18 protein-coding genes are annotated in these 20,887 nt (G+C 60.2%); 8 read left to right on the forward strand and 10 right to left on the reverse strand.

From position 1 onward, the window contains the following. Positions 1-34: 34 nt before the first annotated feature. From B195_RS18045 to B195_RS18060, 4 genes are all read right to left on the reverse strand, one after another. Entirely contained in the window at positions 35-511 is a 477-nt protein-coding gene (locus B195_RS18045) for a VUT family protein (protein WP_003440227.1), read from the reverse strand. Between the two features lie 204 nt (positions 512-715). Next, on the reverse strand, positions 716-922 hold the full coding sequence (locus B195_RS18050; RefSeq protein WP_003440224.1) for a DUF1289 domain-containing protein: 207 nt from the start codon (positions 920-922) through the stop codon (positions 716-718). Beyond that, a complete protein-coding gene (locus B195_RS18055; RefSeq protein WP_003440222.1) occupies positions 922-1,443 on the reverse strand; it encodes a gamma carbonic anhydrase family protein in 522 nt (173 codons plus the stop codon). The genes B195_RS18050 and B195_RS18055 overlap by 1 nt, the downstream gene beginning before the upstream one ends. A gap of 40 nt (positions 1,444-1,483) precedes the next feature. After that, positions 1,484-2,086, reverse strand: coding sequence for a CoA pyrophosphatase (locus B195_RS18060; protein ID WP_003440220.1), 603 nt, complete (start codon positions 2,084-2,086; stop codon positions 1,484-1,486). A 144-nt stretch (positions 2,087-2,230) separates the two neighbouring features. Here B195_RS18060 and B195_RS18065 point away from each other — a divergent pair, with 144 nt between their 5' ends. The 7 genes from B195_RS18065 to nagE all read left to right on the forward strand — a co-directional run bounded on the left by B195_RS18065 (position 2,231) and on the right by nagE (position 10,841). Beyond that, complete coding sequence (locus B195_RS18065) at positions 2,231-2,788, forward strand: NUDIX hydrolase (protein ID WP_003440217.1); 558 nt, start codon at positions 2,231-2,233, stop codon at positions 2,786-2,788. A gap of 35 nt (positions 2,789-2,823) precedes the next feature. Further along, on the forward strand, positions 2,824-3,390 hold the full coding sequence (locus tag B195_RS18070) for a murein L,D-transpeptidase family protein (protein WP_003440216.1): 567 nt from the start codon (positions 2,824-2,826) through the stop codon (positions 3,388-3,390). Between the two features lie 282 nt (positions 3,391-3,672). Continuing rightward, the gene (locus B195_RS18075; RefSeq protein ID WP_003440215.1) at positions 3,673-4,404 is read left to right on the forward strand and encodes a GntR family transcriptional regulator; all 732 of its coding nucleotides are present in this window, start codon (positions 3,673-3,675) and stop codon (positions 4,402-4,404) included. A gap of 27 nt (positions 4,405-4,431) precedes the next feature. After that, positions 4,432-5,529: an N-acetylglucosamine-6-phosphate deacetylase gene (nagA, locus tag B195_RS18080; protein ID WP_003440214.1), complete on the forward strand. Its 1,098-nt coding sequence runs from the start codon at positions 4,432-4,434 to the stop codon at positions 5,527-5,529. A 13-nt stretch (positions 5,530-5,542) separates the two neighbouring features. Then, on the forward strand, positions 5,543-6,553 hold the full coding sequence (locus B195_RS18085; RefSeq protein WP_003440213.1) for an SIS domain-containing protein: 1,011 nt from the start codon (positions 5,543-5,545) through the stop codon (positions 6,551-6,553). 36 nt (positions 6,554-6,589) lie between these two features. Beyond that, positions 6,590-9,106 carry a phosphoenolpyruvate--protein phosphotransferase gene (ptsP, locus tag B195_RS18090; protein WP_003440212.1) on the forward strand — a complete coding sequence of 839 codons (2,517 nt, stop codon included), beginning with the start codon at positions 6,590-6,592 and terminating at the stop codon, positions 9,104-9,106. Between the two features lie 31 nt (positions 9,107-9,137). Continuing rightward, a complete protein-coding gene (gene nagE / locus B195_RS18095; protein ID WP_003440211.1) occupies positions 9,138-10,841 on the forward strand; it encodes an N-acetylglucosamine-specific PTS transporter subunit IIBC in 1,704 nt (567 codons plus the stop codon). 111 nt (positions 10,842-10,952) lie between these two features. Here nagE and B195_RS18100 read toward each other — a convergent pair whose 3' ends face one another. Together B195_RS18100 and purL are read right to left on the reverse strand one after the other, a co-directional pair. Continuing rightward, complete coding sequence (locus tag B195_RS18100; protein ID WP_003440210.1) at positions 10,953-11,264, reverse strand: YqfO family protein; 312 nt, start codon at positions 11,262-11,264, stop codon at positions 10,953-10,955. Positions 11,265-11,268: 4 nt separating this feature from the next. Continuing rightward, complete coding sequence (gene purL / locus B195_RS18105; protein ID WP_003440205.1) at positions 11,269-15,165, reverse strand: phosphoribosylformylglycinamidine synthase; 3,897 nt, start codon at positions 15,163-15,165, stop codon at positions 11,269-11,271. Between the two features lie 285 nt (positions 15,166-15,450). Between purL and mltF the strand changes: the two genes are divergently transcribed. Beyond that, positions 15,451-16,908 (forward strand): membrane-bound lytic murein transglycosylase MltF, encoded by a 1,458-nt coding sequence (gene mltF / locus B195_RS18110; RefSeq protein WP_003440204.1) that lies wholly within the window; start codon positions 15,451-15,453, stop codon positions 16,906-16,908. Positions 16,909-16,945: 37 nt separating this feature from the next. Here mltF and pdxJ read toward each other — a convergent pair whose 3' ends face one another. From pdxJ to rnc, 4 genes are all read right to left on the reverse strand, one after another. Beyond that, on the reverse strand, positions 16,946-17,689 hold the full coding sequence (pdxJ, locus tag B195_RS18115; RefSeq protein WP_003440201.1) for a pyridoxine 5'-phosphate synthase: 744 nt from the start codon (positions 17,687-17,689) through the stop codon (positions 16,946-16,948). 50 nt (positions 17,690-17,739) lie between these two features. Then, complete coding sequence (gene recO, locus B195_RS18120; protein ID WP_003440198.1) at positions 17,740-18,429, reverse strand: DNA repair protein RecO; 690 nt, start codon at positions 18,427-18,429, stop codon at positions 17,740-17,742. Positions 18,430-19,174: 745 nt separating this feature from the next. Then, positions 19,175-20,077, reverse strand: coding sequence for a GTPase Era (era, locus tag B195_RS18125; protein ID WP_003440165.1), 903 nt, complete (start codon positions 20,075-20,077; stop codon positions 19,175-19,177). Further along, positions 20,070-20,759 (reverse strand): ribonuclease III, encoded by a 690-nt coding sequence (rnc, locus tag B195_RS18130; protein ID WP_003440162.1) that lies wholly within the window; start codon positions 20,757-20,759, stop codon positions 20,070-20,072. The genes era and rnc overlap by 8 nt, the downstream gene beginning before the upstream one ends. Between the last annotated feature and the right edge of the window lie 128 nt (positions 20,760-20,887).

A 20,887-nucleotide genomic window follows, 5' to 3' on the forward strand; every position in this document is an offset into this window, starting at 1 on the left:
ACGCTTGCGCCTGCTGGGAAGAAAGGCCGGCATTTTACATGATCCGCGAGCGCTCAGCGGCTTTGCGCAGACGCCAGGCCATGGCCAGCCATACGCAGGTGACACCGGCGAACTTGGAGGCCATGGCAGTGAGGATCACGCCCGGGGTAAAGGCGTCGATCATGCCGAAAAAGATAAAGGTATCGAGGGGGATGCTCAGCGCAGAGCTGATCCACAACCGGTCATGCAACGGGCGCTTGGTGATGGAGAACACCAGCCAGTCAATACACTCCGATACAGCGAACGCGGTAGCGCTGGCCAGGGCAATAGAGGGATCAGAGGTGACGTACGACAGCACCAGCGCCGCCAGCATGGCCAGAATGGCGCCGTGGCCGAAGCGGATTTGCACCATGTCCCGCAGCACGAACACCAGCCCGCCCCAGGCCGACCAGATGATATCGAGGTGCGGCGCCGTCGAAAACGCGTAGTTGATCAGCACGACGCTGGCGATATAAGCGATTAGAAACAACATGGGACCTGGTGATACCTCTGAATAAGGCGCACAGGGTACTTGAGTCATGCCTGATTTTGTAGCGTGTACACCGAGGCTGGACAGTTCGACCGCGGGAGCCGGCTTGCCGGGGATTTACAGCCCCGCAGTCAGCCTCGAAGTGCCCATTGCCTGCATCCCGGGCAAGCCAGCGCCCACAGGGTATATCGCAGCCTGCGGCAGGGGCTACAGGCTGCCCACCGTCCACACCATGCCACTGGATTTCGCGCGTTCATGACACAACGCCAGCACCTCACGGCGCTCAGGATTGGTCATGCGGCTCCAACGGGTAATTTCGGCCACCGAACGCTGGCAGCCGGTGCACAGATCATCGTCGTCCAGCGCGCAAATATTCACGCAGGGTGAGGCCACCGGGCGTTCTGTATCACTCATTATTCTTGCACCTGCAAGTCACGGGCATAACGCTGGCCGTTGTGCACATAGTGCGCCGCACTGGCTTCCAGCAGTTTTTTCTGCTCGTCGGTGAGGTCGCGCACCACTTTGCCGGGCGAGCCCATGACCAGCGAACCATCGGGGATTTCCTTGCCCTCACCGATCAGCGAATTGGCACCGATGATGCAATGCTTGCCGATTTTTGCGCCATTGAGGATCACTGCGTTGATACCGATCAGGCTGTAGTCACCCACAGTGCAGCCATGCAGCATGGCGTTATGGCCAATGGTCACACCGGTGCCCAGGGTCAATGGGTAGCCCATGTCGGTGTGCATGACGGCGCCATCCTGCACGTTGCTGTTTTTACCGATCAGGATCAGTTCGTTGTCGCCACGCAACACAGCGTTAAACCAGACGCTGGCACCCTCTTGCAGCCGTACCTTGCCGATCAGGGTGGCGTTGGGGGCCGTCCAGCTGTCGGGATGGGTTTCGACGAGCGAGTCGCCCAAGCGATATTTCATGGGAGTGTCCTCAAGGCTGAGCGGCTGTCTGCTGACAGCTCTAAATATTGATAAAGCGTTCAGGCGGAGTATGCAGGCTGATATTGACGTCGTCGTAGAGCAGGTTCATCAGCTCGACGATCATGATCGCCGTCAGCCCCCAGATCTTGTACACGCCAAAACGGTAACTCGGCACATACCAGCTGCGGCCCTGGTAATCGATGCGGTGGGTATGCTCGCGCGGGTCCTGGCGGAAGAACTCCAGCGGCACGCTGAACACCGCAGCGATCTCGGCATCGTTGGCCAGATACTCAACGTAGTCAGGTACCAGTCCGACATAGGGGGTTACGCGAATACCGTGCAACGAGATCAAGGGGCTGAGGGGACCGATCACCTCCACCAGGCCCGGCGGCAGGCCGATCTCTTCTTCGGCCTCACGCAGAGCGGTAAAGATCAGATCCGGGTCTTCAGGATCGCGCCGCCCGCCTGGGAAAGCCACCTCACCACCATGGGTCGACAGCCCGCTGGCACGCAGGGTCAGAATCAGTTCGGGTTCAGCACTGCGCGTCACCGGCAGCAATACTGCCGCCTCGGGAAAATGCCGATCTGTTTCCAGAGTCCGTGGGGTATAGCGGCTCACACGGCCAAGCAGCTCGTCCAGCATAGGTCATCTCGATCCGTCACTTATCGGGCATCATGCACCAAATCGCACCGGGCACCCAAGCCCCGCAGTGTCGCAGCAACCACCGCGGCACTTGCCGCCAGCCCGACTCAGCCTCAAGATAAGCGCCTTATCAGAGAACCCAGCATGAAATTTTGCAGCCAGTGCGGTCATTCTGTCAGCCAGCATATCCCGCAAGGCGATTCGCGCCTGCGCTATGTCTGCGACCACTGCCAGACCATTCATTATCAGAACCCCAATATTGTTGCCGGGTGCCTGCCCACCTGGGGCACTCAGGTGCTGCTGTGCCGACGCGCCATCGAGCCGCGCAAAGGGTACTGGACACTGCCTGCCGGGTTTATGGAAAACGGCGAGACCGTTGAACAGGCCGCTCGCCGCGAAACCCTCGAGGAAGCCTGTGCCAAGGTCGAAAACCTGGCTATCTATACCCTGATCGATGTACCCCACATCAACCAGGTACATGTGTTCTACCGCGCCGAGCTGCTGACCCCGGACTTTGCCGCAGGTGAAGAAAGCCTTGAGGTGCGGCTTTTCGATGAAGCCGACATCCCTTGGTCAGAGCTGGCTTTTCGCACGGTCAGCCGTACCTTAGAATGCTTTTTCGCCGACCGCCCGGGTAACCTCTACCCGGTACGCAGCGAGGCCGTGGCGCCTCTGGCCGGCCTGACCAAACCCCAACAATAATGTTGTTTGCCGTGTAATTCAGGAATATCCCTCTAATGCGTTGGTTGCTCGCTGCCCTCTGCCTGTCGTTTGCTGTTACTTGCCAAGCTTCCGTTGTCATTACCGTGAATGGCAAACCCGTCGATAAAAATCAGGTCCTCAAACCGGCCCAGTCAACACAGACGATCAAAGCCGGGCAAAAAATCGAAAAAATCCTGGTACTCAAGTCGGCCCGCAAGCTGCAGCTGATCAGCGATGGCAAACCGATCAAGAGCTACCGCATTTCATTGGGCAAACAACCCAAGGGGCCAAAACTGCAGGAGGGCGACAAACGCACCCCGGAGGGCCTTTACTGGGTCGACTGGCGCAAAAAAAGCGACAAGTTCAACCTGGCGATGCATATCAACTACCCCAACGTCAGTGACGCGGCCCAAGCCCGGCGCCAAGGTCTGAACCCCGGGTCGATGATCATGATCCACGGTACGCCGGACTCCGAAGAGAATCCCGAAGAGCTGTTCCATACCCTGGACTGGACCGATGGCTGTATCGCGATGAAAAACTACGAAATGCGTGAAGTCTGGAGCCTGGTCAAGGACGGCACCCTGGTTGAAATCCGGCCTTAAGCAAAAATAAATTACCTTTTGTCCCCGTTACACCCTCCCGCCTACTCCTAATACCTTTACCTGTCGCCGGGCCCGAACGGGCCCGCAGCATCTCGGCGCCTTCAGCGCACTCCTAATACCACTTAAACACCAAATAAAATCACAACGGCCAAACACCCTGTTTTCGGCGGGAAACGCGCCTGAGCATGCGTTGACTTGGTATTGAAGTGGTATTACTTTCGCGCCATTACCGGGCGACAAAACTCCAATAACCGCATCGGATCCACCACCATGAACAGCCCTATGACCACCCTCGCCGACCTGCGCCCGGATGACCGTCTGGCCACGCCGTTGTACCTGCAACTGGCCCGAAACCTGGAGTCCGCGATCCATGCCGGGGTCTGGAAAGCCGAGCAGGCGCTGCCTTCGGAGCGCAGCCTGAGCGAACAACTGGGCCTGTCTCGCGTCACGGCCCGCAAAGCCCTGGAAATTCTCTTCGAACAAGGCCTGATCCGCCGCAGCCAGGGCTCCGGAACCTTCATCACCCCGCGCCTTGAGCAACCCTTGTCGCGGCTGTCCAGTTTCAGCGAAATGCTCCGGCTCAAGGGCTTCGTACCTGGCTCTCAGTGGTTACAGCGGGAAATCACCCAGCCGACCCATGAAGAGCTGATCCGCCTGGCGCTGTCCCCCACGGATAAAGTCGCGCGCCTCAAGCGCCTGCGCAAAGCCGATGACACGGTCATGGCCATCGAAATGAGCGCCCTGCCCGCTTCCCTGATCCCGCAGCCGCAGGTGCTTGGCGACTCGCTCTACGAGTATCTGGACAGCATCGGCAAACCGGTGGTCCGCGCCCTGCAACATATTCAGGCGATCAACGCCAGCGCAGAGTTTGCCGCCCTGGTGGGGATCGAACCCGGGGCCGCCATGCTGCTGATGACCCGGGTCGGCTACCTCGAAGACAACACCCCCATCGAAGTCACCGATACCTACTGCCGTAACGATTTCTACGATTTTGTGGCCGAACTGCGCCGCTGACCCGACAACACCCCCGGAGGGCTGTACATGTCCGAAGACAACATCCTCACGCCCCAAGGCTGGGTCCGCGGCCGCCTGCTGCACGAGAACGGCAAAGTCCTCGGCATCCAGGGCAGCCCTTGTGACCCGGCCGACAACGACTTGCCTTACCTGCTGCCCGGTTTTATCGACCTGCATGTGCACGGCGGCGGCGGCAAAGACATCATGCAAGGCGCACCGGCCTTCGACACCATCGCCCGCACCCACTTGCGCTTCGGCACTACGGCAATGCTGGCCACCACCATGACCGCGCCGAATCACGAGATCAGCCGCGTGCTCGGTGCCCTCGGCGAGTTTTGTCAGCAACGGCCGGCCGGCTGCGCGCGGGTACTGGGGGTGCATCTCGAAGGCCCGTTTATCAACCCCGGCAAACTCGGCGCTCAACCCAACTTCGCCCATACCGCGCTGATGGCCGAAGTCGAGGACTACCTGAGTCTGGCGCCGATCAAAGTCATCACCATCGCCCCTGAAATCGCCGGCCATATCGAATTGATCGGCGCCCTGAGCGCCCGGGGCATTCGCATGCAGCTGGGGCATACCCTGGGCAGTTATGAAGAAGGCGTGGCCGCACTGGATGCGGGCGCCACCAGCTTCACCCATTTGTATAACGCCATGAGCCCGCTGCATCACCGCGAGCCCGGCATTCTGGGTGCCGCCCTGGCCCATGCGCGTTTTGCCGAACTGATCCCCGACTTGCTCCACGTGCATCCCGGCGCCATTCGCGCAGCCTTGCGTGCGATTCCGTGCCTGTATTGCGTCACCGACTCCACTGCAGCCACCGGCATGCCCGATGGCGAATACCAACTGGGCAGCCACACCGTCACCAAATGCCTGGGCGGCGTACGCCTGGCAGACGGCACGCTGGCGGGCAGCACGCTGACCATGGATCAGGCACTGCGCAACCTGGTGAAAATCGGCCTGCCACTGGCCGAAGCCTCGCAACGCCTGTCGCAGTACCCGGCCGACTACCTCGGCATTACCGAACGCGGGCGTTTGCAGCCCGGTAGCTGGGCCGACTGCGTGCGCCTGGACCGTTCATTGAATCTCACCGCTGTCATGGTCGAAGGGGAAGCACTTGTCTTCTAACAAGCCGTCAAAAATGCTGGAAGAGGCCCGGTCCGCGAGCGAAGCGGTCGAACGTCAACTGTTCAACCTGGAGTCGCGCCTGATCGACCTTGCCCGCGACCTGCGGGCCAGCCCGCCCGACGTAGCCATGACCCTGGCCCGTGGCAGCTCCGACCATGCCGCCAGTTACTTTGCCTACCTGACCATGCAGCATGTGGGCGTGCCCGTGGCGTCGTTGCCGATGTCAGTGGTGACCTTGCGCCAGTCCCCGCTGCGGGTGCAGGGCCAGGCGGTATTTGCCTTTTCCCAGTCCGGCCAGAGCCCCGACATCATCGACAGCCTGAGCCTGTTGCGTGAACGCGGGGCACTGAGCGTGGCGCTGGTGAATGCCGAAAACACACCACTGGAAGCCGCCTGCTCCTACAGCTTGCCCTTGTGTGCCGGCGCCGAAATCAGCGTCGCAGCCACTAAAAGCTTTATCGCCACCTTGAGTGCCGGTGCCCGCCTGGTTGCGCACTGGGCCAATGATAAAGCCCTGCTTGAGGCCGGCCACCTGCTGCCCGCCGACTTGCGCGACGCCTGCGCCCAGGACTGGAGCAAAGCCATCGAGACCTTGCGCGATGCCCAGCGATTGCTGGTGATCGGCCGGGGCGCGGGCTTTGCCATCGCCCAGGAAGCCGCGCTCAAATTCAAGGAAACCTCGACCCTGCAGGCCGAAGCCTTCAGCAGTGCCGAAGTGCGCCACGGCCCGATGGCCCTGATCGAAGAAGACTACCCGCTGCTGATTTTCGCCCCTCGGGGTGTGGAGCAGGCGGGCTTGCTGACCCTGGCCCGTGACATGCGCCAGCGCGGCGCCCGGGTGCTGCTGGCGGCCCCGGATGATGTGGCCGAGCGCGACCTGACGTTGAGCCAGGCGGCACACCCGGATCTGGACCCGATCCTGGCCATTCAAAGTTTCTACGTGATGGCTGCCGGTCTGGCCGAGGCCCGGGGGCTGGACCCGGATCAGCCACGGTTCCTGAGCAAAGTGACCCGTACCCACTGAGTTGTCTTCCCCCGCAGGTTTAATGAGTATCGCGCCATGCACAATAATAAAAAGCTCACCCTCAGTGCGCCGCTCAGCGGGCCGATCATCAAACTCGCCCTGGTGCCGGATGAAGTATTTTCCAGCGGCGTAATGGGCGACGGGATTGCCATCGACCCATTGAACGACTGTTTGTATGCGCCCTGTGACGGGGTGATCGTGCACGTGGCCAAGACCGCCCATGCCCTGACCCTGCGTGCCGATAATGGCGCCGAGGTGCTTTTGCATGTGGGGCTGGACACCTTTGATCTACAGGGCGAAGGTTTTCAACTGCTGGTGGAAAACGGCGAGCAGATCAGCAACGGCCAGCCCCTGGTACGCTTCGACCCCGATTACATCGCCCAGCGCTGCACCAGCCTGATCAGCCTGCTGGTGCTGACCAATGGCGATCGGTTCGCGCTGCAACTGCTGCAACACGACACCGCCGTGGCCGGCGAGCCACTGCTGCAGATAGCCGCGCGCCAGATCGAGGCCGCCGTTACCGCGACCGACAGTTCTCAGGGGCAGGCCCAAGGCAGCGTGCGCATAACTCACCACGGTGGCCTGCATGCACGTCCGGCTGCGCTGATACGGCAAACAGCACTGGGTTTCAAAAGCACTTGCCGGCTGCACATCGGCGCCAATTCGGCTCCGTGCGACAGTATTGTCCGGCTGCTGGCCCTGGGCATCAGCGAGCACGATGAAGTTCAAGTCAGCTGTGCCGGCGAGGATGCCGACGCCGCGCTGCAGGCCATTCTGGCCGCACTGGCCAAAGATCAGGTCAGACCGGCCGCTGCCACGCTGAAAGTGCTGCCGGCCGTCGCTCGCCCCATCAATCAAGAAGGACAATTGAACGGAGTGAGTGCGGCCCCCGGTCTGGCCAGTGGTGCGCTGTATTTTTTAAGCACCGTGCAACTGCCTCCCGACCTCGGCAATCACCTCCCCGAGGAGCAAATGCAGGCGCTGCATTCGGCGCTGGAGCAGGTGCGCGCCGAGATCCGCCTGACCCTGATCCAGGCCCGGGCCGAGGGTAACCTCGACGAAGAAGCCATTTTCGACACTCACCGGGCCTTGCTCGAAGACAGCGAGCTGCTGCAGGCCAGCCACGGCGCCATCGCCCAGGGCCGCAATGCGGCCCACGCCTGGAGTGATGCGATCGAGCAGCAATGCGCGATTCTGCAGCAACTGGGCAATACCCTGCTGGCTGAACGCTCCAACGACTTGCATGACCTGCAACAACGGGTTCTCAGAGCATTACTGGGGGAAAGTGCCCAGTGCCAGGTGCCGCCCGGAGCCATTGTTGCCGCACACGAGCTGACCCCTTCCGACCTGCTGATGCTCAGCGCACAGCAAGTTGCCGGTTTATGCATGGCCGCAGGGGGGGCCACCTCCCATGTCGCGATTCTGGCCCGGGGCAAAGGCCTGCCTTGCCTGGTGGCCCTGGGTTCAGGGTTGCTGGACTTGCCGGCCGGACAACAGGTGATTCTCGACGCCGACAGCGCCCGCCTGGAACTGAGCCCCGGCGCCGAACGCATCGAACAGGTGCAAAATAGCATTCTCGCCCGTCAGCAACGCTTTGCCCGGCAGCAATTGCACGCCCACGAACCGGCAGTGACCGGTGACGGGCTGCAGATCGAAATTGCCGCCAACGTTGCCTCCAGCCACGAAGCGGCCGGCGCCCATGCCAATGGCGCAGATGGCGTCGGACTGCTGCGCACCGAGTTCCTGTTTGTCGATCGCAGCACTGCTCCCAATGAACAGGAGCAGATTGCGGCCTACCAGGGCGTGGTCGATGCGATGGGTGACAAGCCGGTGATCATTCGCACCATTGATGTGGGCGGCGACAAGCAACTTGATTATCTGCCGCTGCCCGCCGAAGCCAATCCGGTATTGGGCCTGCGCGGCATCCGCCTGGCACAGATGCATCCGCACATCCTCGATCAGCAACTGCGCGCCCTGCTGCAGGTCAGCCCGGTACAACGCTGCCGCATCTTGTTGCCAATGATCACCGAGGTCGACGAGCTGCTGCATATCCGCCGTCGCCTGGAGGCCTTGCGCGGCGAAATGGGCCTGAGCCAGCGCCCGGAACTGGGGGTAATGATTGAAGTGCCGGCAGCGGCCCTGATGGCAGAACAATTGGCCGAGCACGCGGACTTTCTGTCCATCGGCACCAACGACCTGTCGCAGTACACCCTGGCCATGGACCGCGACCATGCAGGGCTGGCCTCACGGGTCGATGCCCTGCATCCGGCGCTGCTGCGCCTGATCGCCCATACCTGTGCCGGTGCGGCAAAGCACGGACGCTGGGTAGGCGTATGCGGTGCACTGGCCAGCGACCCTCTGGCCACCCCGGTGCTGATCGGCCTGGGGGTTCGCGAGCTGTCGGTCAGCCCGCTGCAAATCGGTGAAATCAAGGCCAGGGTCCGCCAGCTGGACGCCGGAATGTGTCAAACACTGAGCCAGAAACTGCTGAACATGAGCAACGCAAAATCTGTACGCGAGGCCTGTCATCAGTACTGGCCGCTTTCCGACTGACAACAACAAAAACAACGACGGAGAATTTCTCATGTATCAATACTTCATCGAAGGTCTGCAGCGGCTTGGCCGGGCGTTGATGCTGCCGATTGCGATTTTGCCCATTGCCGGGCTGCTACTGCGGCTGGGCGACACCGACTTGCTCAACATCGCAATCATCCACGACGCCGGCAACACGATTTTCGCCAACCTGGCGCTGATCTTCGCCATCGGCATTGCCGTGGGTTTTGCCCGCGACAACAACGGTACTGCGGGCCTGGCCGGGGCCATCGGTTATCTGGTGCTGATCTCGACCCTCAAGGCCCTGGACCCCCATATCAACATGGGCATGCTCGCCGGGATCGTCAGCGGCCTGATGGCCGGGGCGCTGTACAACCGCTTCAAGGACATCAAACTGCCGGAATACCTGGCGTTTTTTGGCGGCCGGCGTTTTGTGCCGATCGTCACCGGGTTTGCCGCCGTAGCCCTGGGGGCCCTGTTCGGCCTGATCTGGCCACCGATTCAGGAAGGCATCAATAGCCTGGGTGTGTTGCTGCTCGAAAGCGGCAGCCTGGGGGCGTTCATTTTTGGCGTGCTGAACCGCATCCTGATCGTCACCGGGCTGCACCATATCCTTAACAATATGGCGTGGTTCGTGTTCGGCAGCTTTACCACCGACGCCGGGCAAGTGGTGACCGGCGACCTGACCCGATACTTCGCGGGCGACCCCAAGGGCGGCCAATTCATGACCGGCATGTTCCCGGTGATGATGTTTGGCCTGCCGGCTGCGTGCCTGGCGATGTACCGCAATGCGTTGCCGGAGCGGCGCAAATTGATGGGCGGGATTTTCCTGTCACTGGCGCTGACCGCGTTTTTGACCGGCGTCACCGAACCCATCGAATTTGCTTTCATGTTCCTCGCGCCCTTCCTCTATCTGTTGCATGCGTTGCTGACCGGGCTGTCGATGGCCATCACCAACCTGCTGAATATCCATTTGGGCTTCACCTTTTCCGGTGGTGCCATCGACATGCTGCTGGGCTGGGGCAAGTCCACCAATGGCTGGATGATCTTTCCCGTCGGGCTGGTCTACTTCGCCATTTATTACCTGGTGTTTGATTACTGCATCCGCCGCTTCAAACTCAAAACCCCGGGCCGTGAAGACAACCCGGTGGCAGAAACCGCCGGCCTCACCGAGAACCAGCGGGCCGATGGCTATATCCAGGCGCTGGGTGGCCCGGACAATCTGCTCACCGTCGGCGCCTGCACCACGCGCCTGCGCCTGGAGCTGGCCGATCGCAACAAGGCTAAGGACAGCGAACTCAAGGCGCTGGGCGCCATGGGGGTGATGCGTCCCGGCCGCGCGGGCAGCCTGCAAGTAGTGGTCGGGCCGATGGCCGACAGCATTGCCGATGAAATACGTTTGGCGCTAACCCGGGTCAGCCGTTCGCCCGCCGTCAGCAAGGCTCAAGCCCCTGCGGTGGAACCGGCGCACGAGGTCGGGCACGAGGCCGCCAACAAATGGCTGGGCGCGCTGGGCGGCAGCAGCAATGTATTGCACGTCGAGTGCGTAGCGCTCACCCGCTTGCGGATCAAGCTGGGAGACCAGCGTTCGTTGTCGCAGAGCCAGCTCAAGGCACTGGGAAGCCAGGGCATCAGCCAGCACGCCGATGGCGTTTGGCATGTATTGGTGGGGGAACAGGCGCAGGGGTTGAGCGAAGCGCTGGCGCGATTGATCAGGCCAGATCACGCACGCTGAACGAACTGTAGGAGCGAGCTTGCCTCACGATGGTCTCAATGCGTTTTCTCAGAAACCGCGCATTGTTTGCATCGCGAGGCAAGCTCGCTCCTACAGGTTGGTGTTTGGGGGTTACAAGTCCGCCAGTCGCCACACTTCATAAGCGGGCGTCTCATAGGGGTGACTGTGCTTGAGCGCAGCCACCACCCCATGGATCAGATCATCGGCAACGACCAGCTCAACTTTCCATTCCCCGACATATTCGACCTGACCGGTTTGCCCGATAAACGGCTGACTGCCGTCCAGCGCGCAAAACTGGCCCTGGCCCAATACCTGCCAGGCGCAGTGATCATAGTTGCCGATCCGCCCGCCACCGGCAGCGAATACAGCATCCTTGACCACTTCGACGTGGCTTGGAGGAACGAAGAAGCTGAGCTTGTACATGCCCTTAGTCGACCCACACGCGCGCGTTACGGAACATGCGCAACCAAGGCGCATCTTCGTTCCACTCTTCAGGACGCCACGAGTTCTGCACGGCGCGGAATACCCGCTCCGGGTGCGGCATCATGATAGTCACACGGCCGTCACGGCTGGTGAGACCGGTAATCCCGCGCGGCGAGCCGTTCGGGTTGGCCGGGTAGCTCTCGGTAACCTTGCCGTGGTTGTCGACGAAGCGCAGTGCCACGCAACCCGACAGATCGGCTTGCAGCAGGGCTTCAGGGCTGGCGAACTCGGCATGGCCTTCACCGTGGGCGATGGCGATTGGCATGCGCGAACCGGCCATACCCTGCAGGAAGATCGAGTTCGACTCCTGTACCTGAACCATTGCCACCCGGGCTTCGAACTGCTCGGAACGGTTACGCACAAAGTGCGGCCAGAACTCGCTGCCCGGTACCAGTTCGCTGAGGTTGGACATCATCTGGCAACCGTTGCAAACACCCAGGGTGAAGCTGTCGGTACGTTCGAAGAAGCCCTGGAACGCATCACGTGCACGGGCGTTGAACAGGGCCGACTTGGCCCAGCCTTCACCGGCACCCAGTACGTCACCGTAGGAGAAGCCACCGCACGCAACCATGCCCTTGAAGTCATTGAGGTCGACACGGCCGGCCAGAATGTCGCTCATGTGCACATCGACCGCGTTGAAACCGGCACGGTCAAACGCCGCCGCCATTTCAACCTGGCCGTTGACGCCCTGCTCGCGCAGTACGGCAACCTGTGGGCGAATGCCTTTCTTGATATACGGCGCACTGATGTTGGCGTTGACATCAAAGCTCAGCTGAACGCTCAGGCCCGGATTGTCTTCTTCCAGCAGCACGTCGAACTCTTGCTGGGCGCAGTCTGCGTTGTCACGCATACGCTGGATCTGGTAGCTGGTTTCAGCCCACTGACGTTGCAGCAGAGGGCGCTGACCGGCGAAAACGGTCTCGCCATTGAAGGTGATCGTGACGTCTGCACAATTGCGCGGTTGACCGATTACCGACACGCACTCACCCAGGCCGGCGGCGCTGAATTGTGCGAGTACGTCAGCAGTAGAGTCCTGACGCACCTGAACCACCGCACCCAACTCTTCGTTGAACAGGATGGCCGGAATGTCGGCAGCGGTTTCAGCCAGGCCGTCGAGTGCCAGGTTGACACCGCAGTGACCGGCGAACGCCATTTCCATCACGCTGGTCAGCAAACCACCGTCGGAACGGTCATGGTAAGCCAGCAGGTGGCCATCGGCATTCAAGCCCTGGATCACGGCGAAGAAGGCCTTGAGGTCTTCTGCGTCATCCACGTCCGGGGCGTGTTTACCGAGCTTGCCGTAAGTCTGGGCCAGGATCGAGGCGCCCATGCGGTTCTGGCCACGGCCCAGGTCGATCAGGATCAGATCGGTCAGGCCCTTGTCCATGCGCAGCACCGGGGTCATGGTCTGACGTACATCGAGCACCGGAGCAAAACCGGTTACTACCAGCGACAGCGGCGAGGTGACAGTCTTGTCAGTGCCCTCTTCGCTCCAGCGGGTTTGCATCGACATCGAGTCTTTGCCCACTGGAATGGTGATGCCCAGCTCAGGGCACAGCTCCATACCGACCGCTTTTACGGTGTCGTACAGACGGGCGTCTTCGCCGGGGTGACCCGCCGCTGACATCCAGTTGGCCGACAGTTTGATGTCGCTGATCTTGCCGATCCGCGAAGCCGCGATGTTGGTCAGGGTTTCGCCGATGGCCATACGGCCCGATGCCGGAGCATCCAGCAGTGCCAGCGGAGTACGCTCGCCCATGGCCATGGCTTCACCGGTGTATACGTCAAAGCTGGTGGCGGTGACCGCAACGTCAGCAACCGGCACTTGCCACGGACCTACCATCTGGTCACGGGCTACCAGGCCGGTAATGGTCCGGTCGCCGATGGTGATCAGGAAGCTTTTGCTGGCCACGGCCGGGTGATGCAGTACGCGCTCGACACACTCGCCGATGGCCAGCGTGGACGGATCGAAGTCATCCCCCAGTTCGGCTTCACGGACGGCCGAACGGTGCATGCGCGGTGCCTTGCCCAGCAACACTTCCAGTGGCATGTCCACCGGGTTGTTGCCGAAGTGGCTATCGGTAACCGTCAGCTGCGGTTCGGCAGTGGCTTCACCGACCACGGCAAACGGGCAACGCTCACGTTCGCAGATCGCTTTGAAGCGCTCGAAATCGGCAACGCCCACCGCCATTACATAGCGTTCCTGGGATTCGTTGCTCCAGATTTCGTGCGGAGCCATGCCCGGCTCGTCGTTGGGAATATTGCGCAGTTCGAAACGACCGCCACGCTCACCGTCGTTGACCAGTTCCGGGAAGGCATTGGACAGACCGCCCGCGCCCACGTCGTGGATGAAGCTGATGGGGTTTTTGTCGCCCAGTTGCCAGCAACGGTCGATGACCTCTTGGCAACGGCGTTCCATTTCCGGGTTTTCGCGCTGTACCGAAGCGAAGTCCAGATCGGCCGAGCTCGCGCCGGTGGCCATGGAGGAAGCTGCACCGCCACCCAGGCCGATCAGCATTGCCGGGCCGCCCAGCACGATCAGCTTGGAGCCAACGGTGATTTCGGCTTTCTGTACGTGTTCGGCGCGGATGTTGCCCATGCCGCCGGCCAACATGATTGGCTTGTGGTAACCGCGCACTTCTTCGCCACGGGGAGTCGTGATCGACTGCTCGAAGGTACGGAAGTAACCGGTCAGGGCCGGACGGCCGAATTCGTTGTTGAACGCGGCGCCGCCCAGCGGGCCTTCGATCATGATGTCCAGCGCGGTAACGATGCGCTCGGGTTTGCCGTACGGCACTTCCCATGGCTGTTCAAAGCCCGGGATTTGCAGGTTGGAAACGGTGAAGCCGGTGAGGCCGGCCTTTGGCTTGGCGCCACGACCGGTAGCACCTTCGTCACGGATCTCGCCACCGGAGCCGGTCGCCGCGCCCGGGAACGGGGCAATGGCGGTCGGGTGGTTGTGGGTCTCAACCTTCATCAAAATATGCACCGGCTCCTGCACCGCGCCGTACTGGCGGGTTTCAGGGTCCGGGAAGAAACGCCCTGCCACGCTGCCGACGATGACCGAAGCGTTGTCCTTATAAGCCGACAACACGCCTTCGCTGTGCATCACGTAGGTGTTCTTGATCATGCCAAACAGGCTTTTATCCTGGCTTTGGCCGTCAATGTCCCAGCTGGCATTGAAGATCTTGTGACGGCAATGCTCGGAGTTGGCCTGGGCGAACATCATCAGTTCGATGTCGTGCGGGTTGCGGCCAAGACCGTTGAACGCATTGACCAGGTAATCGATTTCGTCTTCAGCCAGAGCCAGGCCCAGCTCGACGTTGGCTTTTTCCAGCGCTGCGCGACCGCCGCCCAGCACGTCAATCGCCGTCAGCGGCTTGGGCTCGGCATGGCTGAACAGACCGCAAGCCTGCTCAAGGTTGCCCAGCACGATTTGCGTCATGCGGTCATGCAGTGCCGCTGCAATCAGCTCTGCATCAGCGTCGCTGAACTGACCGGCCACGTAAAACGCAATGCCACGCTCCAGGCGCTGGACTTTAGCCAGGCCACAGTTACGGGCAATGTCGCTGGCCTTACTCGACCAAGGGGAAATGCTGCCGAACCGCGGCAACACCAGGAACAGTCGGCCACTGGGCTCTTGGACCGGCACACTAGGGCCGTACTTCAAGAGACGAGCCAGGACCTGCTGTTCATCGCTGGTCAGCTCACCGGTAACATCGGCGAAGTGGGCGAATTCAGCATACAAACCAGTGACAGTCGGAACCTTCAGGCTCAGTTGTGCAAGGAGTTTGCTGTGGCGAAAGGCAGAAAGGGCAGGAGCGCCGCGCAGGATCAACATCTTCGGGACAGCCTCGGGAGGGGTATGCTTTGAGGCCCGGCATTCTAGCCTAAACCGGCGCTAACGGCACCCGAAACGGCACACCTGACGTGCGCCAAAGGCCGTTAACCGACCAAAGCCTTATTCTTTATAGCTATCAGAGCGTTTGTGGATGGGCGGTCATGATCTTTAAACAGCCCCCGACACCCCATTCCATAAGGGTTTTGTCGTTTTTGGCAGCTTTTATCAGAATGACCGTAAATTGTCGAGATATGGCACCCGTGCTGCTTTGCGTATACTGCGCGAATGTTTTCTCTAACTGCATTCCGCCAGCGTGGAGCCAGATGGCTACTCGTAACCGGACTCTTCCTGATGCTCGGTGCCTGCGTTGAAAAACCCAGTACCCTTGAGCGCGTAAAGGAGGATGGGGTACTGCGGGTGATCACCCGTAACAGCCCGGCCACCTACTTCGAAGATCGCAACGGCGAAACCGGCTTCGAATACGAGCTGGTGAAGCGCTTTGCCGACGATCTGGGCGTCGAACTGAAGATCGAAACAGCCGACAACCTGGACGACATCTTCATACAGCTGGGTAAACCTGACGGTCCCGCTTTAGCTGCTGCCGGTCTGGTCAGCAGCGAGAAACGCCTGCAGCAAGCCAAATTCTCTCACCCGTACCTTGAAGTCACGCCCCAGATCATCTACCGCAACGGTCAGTCGCGCCCCACCAATGCCGCCGATCTGGTGGGCAAACGCATCATGGTGCTTAAAGGCAGCTCCCACGCCGAGCAACTTGCCGAACTCAAGAAGCAATATCCAGGAATCGAATACGAAGAGTCCGACGCTGTCGAGGTCGTCGACCTGTTGCGCATGGTCGATGAAGGACAGATAGACCTGACCCTGGTCGACTCCAACGAAGTGGCAATGAACCAGGTGTACTTCCCCAACGTTCGCGTGGCCTTTGACCTGGGTGATGCCCGCAGCCAGCGCTGGGCGGTCATGGCCGGTGAAGACAACAGCCTGCTCAACGAGATCAACGCCTACCTGGACAAGGTCGAAAAGAACGGCACCCTGCAACGCTTGAAGGACCGTTACTACGGCCACGTCGACGTACTGGGTTACGTCGGCGCCTATACCTTCGCCCAGCACCTGCAGCAGCGCCTGCCCAAATACGAAAAATTCTTCAAGGATGCGGCCAAAAAGGAACAGGTCGACTGGCGCCTGCTGGCAGCCATGGGCTACCAGGAATCCTTGTGGCAGCCCACCGTCACCTCCAAAACCGGCGTTCGCGGCCTGATGATGCTGACCCAGAACACTGCACAAGCCATGGGCGTGTCCAACCGCCTGGACGCGCAGCAAAGCATCATGGGCGGTGCCAAGTACCTGGCACTGATCAAGAGCGAACTGGACGACGATATCGAAGAGCCCGATCGCACCTGGTTTGCACTGGCGGCCTACAACGTTGGCGGCGGTCACCTGGATGACGCGAGAAAGCTGGCCAAGAAAGAAGGCCTGAACCCGAACAAGTGGCTGGACGTGAAAAAAATGCTGCCTCGCCTTGCGCAGAAGCAGTGGTACAGCAAAACCCGCTATGGCTACGCCCGGGGCGGCGAGCCCGTGCACTTTGTGGCCAACATCCGTCGTTACTACGACATCCTGACATGGGCCACACAGCCACAGCTTGAGGGCGACCAGACCGCTGACGGCAAGCTGCACATACCGGGTATCAACAAGACCAAGCCTAAAGAAGAGCCGCAGCTTTAAGCCAGCACCGCCAATACCCGTCGAGCCGTGACCGGGTTTAAGCCTTTGCCGCCGCCAGAATCAGTGCCTTCATCTCGGCCACTGCCGACTTGAAGCCAACGAACAGAGCATGTGCCACCAAGGCATGGCCAATGTTCAGCTCATTGATGCCCTTGATCGCCGCCACCGCTTCAACGTTGTGGTAGTGCAGGCCATGACCGGCATTAACGATCAGCCCTTGCGCCAGGCCAAATGCCACGCCATCAGCCACCCGCTGCAACTCTTCGGCCACTTCGGTCGGGGTTTGCGCATCGGCATAACGCCCGGTGTGCAACTCGACAGCAGGGGCACCGACGCGTTTTGAAGCCGCAATCTGCCGCTCATCGGCATCGATAAACAACGAGACTTCACAACCGATTTTCGCCAGGCGCTCGACGGCAGCCTTGATCCGCGCTTCTTGCCCGGCAACGTCCAGACCACCTTCGGTAGTCAGCTCCTGACGGGTCTCGGGCACCAGACAGACATGGGCCGGGCGAATGCGCTCGGCAAATACCATCATTTCTTCGGTGACGCCCATTTCGAAGTTCATGCGCGTTTGCAGTACATCCTTGAGCAGCAGTACATCACGCTCCTGGATGTGCCGGCGGTCTTCGCGCAAGTGCACGGTGATGCCGTCAGCGCCCGCCTCTTCTGCGTCCAGGGCAGCCTTGACCGGATCAGGGTAACGGGTGCCGCGCGCCTGGCGCAGCGTGGCTACGTGGTCGATATTCACGCCGAGAAGAATGCGGTTACTGGTAGTCACGAGGGCTCTCCTGAAGAGTTGAAGATTCGGCGCACAGCATACCGGTCTATTCAGGTCTTGCGAAACAACTCACGACTGGCCAGCGGCTTGCCTGCCAGATGCACCGCCAATGCCTGGCGCATCAGGCGCTTGGCTGCCAGCAATGCCCCCGGTGCACTCCAGTCAGCCTCAGCCATGGCGTGCAATTGCTCGCCATGGAACAGCCCGGGCTGCTGCAGCCATACCCTCTCCAGCCCGGCATCCACCTGCAACCGATACAGGCCGTCTGCCTGCACCGGCTCGCCATGGATATCGAGCGACAATGAGAAGCCGTAGCCCAGGTCATCCAGCAAACGCCATTCAAAGGCCCGCAGCAAAGGCTCCAGCGGCCGGCCTTCAGCCAGCGCCAACAAGGTCGCCGCGTAATGATCAAAGATAGAGGGATGCGGATCTTCAGCAGGTAACAGGCGAATCAGCAGCTCATTAAGGTAGAGACCGCTGAACAGCGCTTCGCCATTGAGCCAGGTTGAAATACCGGCGCTTTCCATGCGTCCGACGTTTTTCAGCTCGCCACGCCCACGAAACTCGATCTCCAGCGGGACAAAGGGCCGCGCCAGAGTCCCGGCCTTTCCGCGCGCACTGCGCAGCACCGCCCGCAGCCGGCCTTGAGGCGTGAGGAAATCCACCAGGGCACTGGTTTCACGATAGGGGCGACTGTGCAGGACGTAAGCGAGTTGCGGGATGGGGGTTTTGCTGGACATGGAGAGTTTTAATCCTGAAAACCCTGGACGACTTCCAGGGAGCCATCGCTGGCAAGCCAGCTCCCACAGGTCTTGAACCGGTCTTGTGGGAGCTGACCTGCCAACCCACACAAGTCTTGAACTGACCTTGTGAAAGCTGACCTGCCAGCCCACACAAGTCTTGAACCTATCTAGTGGGAGCTGAGCTGCCAACCCACACAAGTCTTGAACTGACCTTGTGAAAGCTGAGCTGCCAACCCACACAAGTCTTGAACTGACCTTGTGGGAGCTGAGCTGCCAACCCACACAAGTCTTGAACTGACCTTGTGGGAGCTGAACGGCCAACCCACACAAGTCTTGAACTGACCTTTTGGAGCTGACCTGCCAGCCCACACAAGTCTTGAACCTATCTAGTGGGAGCTGAGCTGCCAACCCACACAAGTCTTGAACTGATCTTGTGGGAGCTGACCTGCCAACCCACACAAGTCTTGAACCGGTCTTGTGGGAGGTGAGCTGCCAACCCACACAAGTCTTGAACTGACCTTGTGAAAGCTGACCTGCCAGCCCACAAGTCTTGAACTGATCTTGTGGGAGCTGAGCTGCCAACCCACACAAGTCTTGAACTGACCTTGTGAAAGCTGAGCTGCCAACCCACACAAGTCTTGAACTGACCTTGTGAAAGCTGAGCTGCCAACCCACACAAGTCTTGAACTGACCTTGTGGGAGCTGGCTTGCCAGCGATTGTCGCGCCGCAGATTACAGCCTGTTACAGGTCGCCGTAGCCCAGGGAACGCAGGGCGCGTTCGTCGTCGGACCAGCCGCCTTTCACTTTCACCCACAGGTTAAGCATGACTTTGGAGTCGAACAGCAGTTCCATATCCTTGCGCGCTTCGGTACCGATGCGCTTGATACGCTCGCCCTTGTCGCCAATGATGATTTTCTTCTGGCCATCACGCTCAACCAGAATCAATGCGTGGATGTGCAGGGTTTTGCCCTGCTGCTTGAACTCTTCGATCTCGACAGTGATCTGGTACGGCAGTTCGGCACCCATCTGGCGCATGATTTTCTCACGTACCAGCTCTGCGGCCAGGAAGCGGCTGCTGCGGTCAGTGATCTGGTCTTCCGGGAAGAAGTGCTCGTTCTCCGGCAGATGATCGGCAATCACACGCTCAAGGGCTTCAAGGTTGTGACCATGCTGAGCGGAGATCGGAATGATCTGGGCGTTCGGCAGTTGTTCCTGCAGCCAGCTCAGATGCGGCATCATCTCGGCTTTGTCTTCAATGCGATCGGTCTTGTTCAGGGCCACGATCAAAGGACCGGTCACGTACTGGACACGCTCGAGGACCATCTGGTCTTCGTCGGTCCACTTGGTGCGATCAACGACAAAAATCACCACATCAACGTCTTTCAACGCAGCCGATGCAGTTTTGTTCATGTAGCGGTTCAGGGCTTTCTCGCCACCTTTGTGCATGCCCGGGGTATCGACATAGACCGCTTGCACGTTGCCTTCGGTCTTGATCCCCAGCATGTTGTGGCGGGTGGTCTGTGGCTTGCGCGAAGTGATCGCCAGCTTTTGACCCAGAATATGGTTCAGCAGTGTGGATTTACCCACGTTTGGTCGACCAACAATGGCGACATAGCCACAGCGTGTTGCAGTTGAATCAGTCATGGCCATTCTCCACGCCAAGGGCTATCAGTGCTGCGGCGGCCGCTACCTGTTCGGCAATACGACGGCTCACACCCTGACCCCGGCTTTTTTCATTCAATAGGGCAATTTCGCACTCAACGAAGAATGTGCGGCAATGCGGTTCGCCCTGGATATCTACCACTTCGTAACGTGGCAGATCACAGGCACGTGACTGCAAGAACTCTTGCAGGCGGGTCTTTGGATCTTTGTTGGTGTCGACCAGGGTCAGGGTCTCGAACTCGCTGGCAAGCCAGGCCAGTACGCGGTCACGGGCGGCATCCATGCCCGCATCCAGGTAAATGGCGCCAATCAGCGCTTCGAGGGCATCGGCCAGAATCGACTCACGGCGAAAACCACCGCTCTTGAGCTCACCCGAGCCCAGGCGCAGATACTCGCCCAGTTCAAAACCACGGGCCAGGACGGCCAGGGTTTCACCTTTTACCAGGCGGGCACGCAAGCGCGACAGCTGGCCTTCCCGAGCCAGCGGAAAGCGGTCAAACAGCGCTTCGCCGGCTACAAAATTAAGAATGGCATCCCCCAGAAACTCGAGACGCTCGTTATTGCGCCCCGCGAAACTGCGGTGTGTCAGGGCCAGAATCATCAGCTCCTGGTCTTTGAAGGTATAGCCGAGCTGACGCTCTAAACGCTCTAAAGAAAAACTCACGATTTACCCACGCTGAGTTCGTGGCCGAATGTCACCACCGGACCGATATTAGGGATCAGTGATGCTCGTTTATCGCATAGCAAATGGACAGGGAACAGGCTGTTCGCCGCCGTCACACTTAACGCTTT

Origin of the sequence: Pseudomonas sp. Lz4W, from assembly GCF_000346225.2 — a bacterium.
GTDB lineage: Bacteria > Pseudomonadota > Gammaproteobacteria > Pseudomonadales > Pseudomonadaceae > Aquipseudomonas > Aquipseudomonas paraversuta.

Coding starts and splice junctions, on each gene's coding strand:
- nagE (WP_003440211.1), top strand. CDS start 9,138: ATGTATCAATACTTCATCGAAGGTCTGCAGCGGCTTGGCCGGGCGTTG.
- B195_RS18085 (WP_003440213.1), top strand. CDS start 5,543: ATGCTGGAAGAGGCCCGGTCCGCGAGCGAAGCGGTCGAACGTCAACTG.
- B195_RS18055 (WP_003440222.1), bottom strand. CDS start 1,443: ATGAAATATCGCTTGGGCGACTCGCTCGTCGAAACCCATCCCGACAGC.
- mltF (WP_003440204.1), top strand. CDS start 15,451: ATGTTTTCTCTAACTGCATTCCGCCAGCGTGGAGCCAGATGGCTACTC.
- B195_RS18060 (WP_003440220.1), bottom strand. CDS start 2,086: ATGCTGGACGAGCTGCTTGGCCGTGTGAGCCGCTATACCCCACGGACT.
- B195_RS18065 (WP_003440217.1), top strand. CDS start 2,231: ATGAAATTTTGCAGCCAGTGCGGTCATTCTGTCAGCCAGCATATCCCG.
- B195_RS18075 (WP_003440215.1), top strand. CDS start 3,673: ATGACCACCCTCGCCGACCTGCGCCCGGATGACCGTCTGGCCACGCCG.
- ptsP (WP_003440212.1), top strand. CDS start 6,590: ATGCACAATAATAAAAAGCTCACCCTCAGTGCGCCGCTCAGCGGGCCG.
- nagA (WP_003440214.1), top strand. CDS start 4,432: ATGTCCGAAGACAACATCCTCACGCCCCAAGGCTGGGTCCGCGGCCGC.
- recO (WP_003440198.1), bottom strand. CDS start 18,429: ATGTCCAGCAAAACCCCCATCCCGCAACTCGCTTACGTCCTGCACAGT.
- B195_RS18050 (WP_003440224.1), bottom strand. CDS start 922: ATGAGTGATACAGAACGCCCGGTGGCCTCACCCTGCGTGAATATTTGC.
- B195_RS18100 (WP_003440210.1), bottom strand. CDS start 11,264: ATGTACAAGCTCAGCTTCTTCGTTCCTCCAAGCCACGTCGAAGTGGTC.
- era (WP_003440165.1), bottom strand. CDS start 20,077: ATGACTGATTCAACTGCAACACGCTGTGGCTATGTCGCCATTGTTGGT.
- purL (WP_003440205.1), bottom strand. CDS start 15,165: ATGTTGATCCTGCGCGGCGCTCCTGCCCTTTCTGCCTTTCGCCACAGC.
- B195_RS18045 (WP_003440227.1), bottom strand. CDS start 511: ATGTTGTTTCTAATCGCTTATATCGCCAGCGTCGTGCTGATCAACTAC.
- B195_RS18070 (WP_003440216.1), top strand. CDS start 2,824: ATGCGTTGGTTGCTCGCTGCCCTCTGCCTGTCGTTTGCTGTTACTTGC.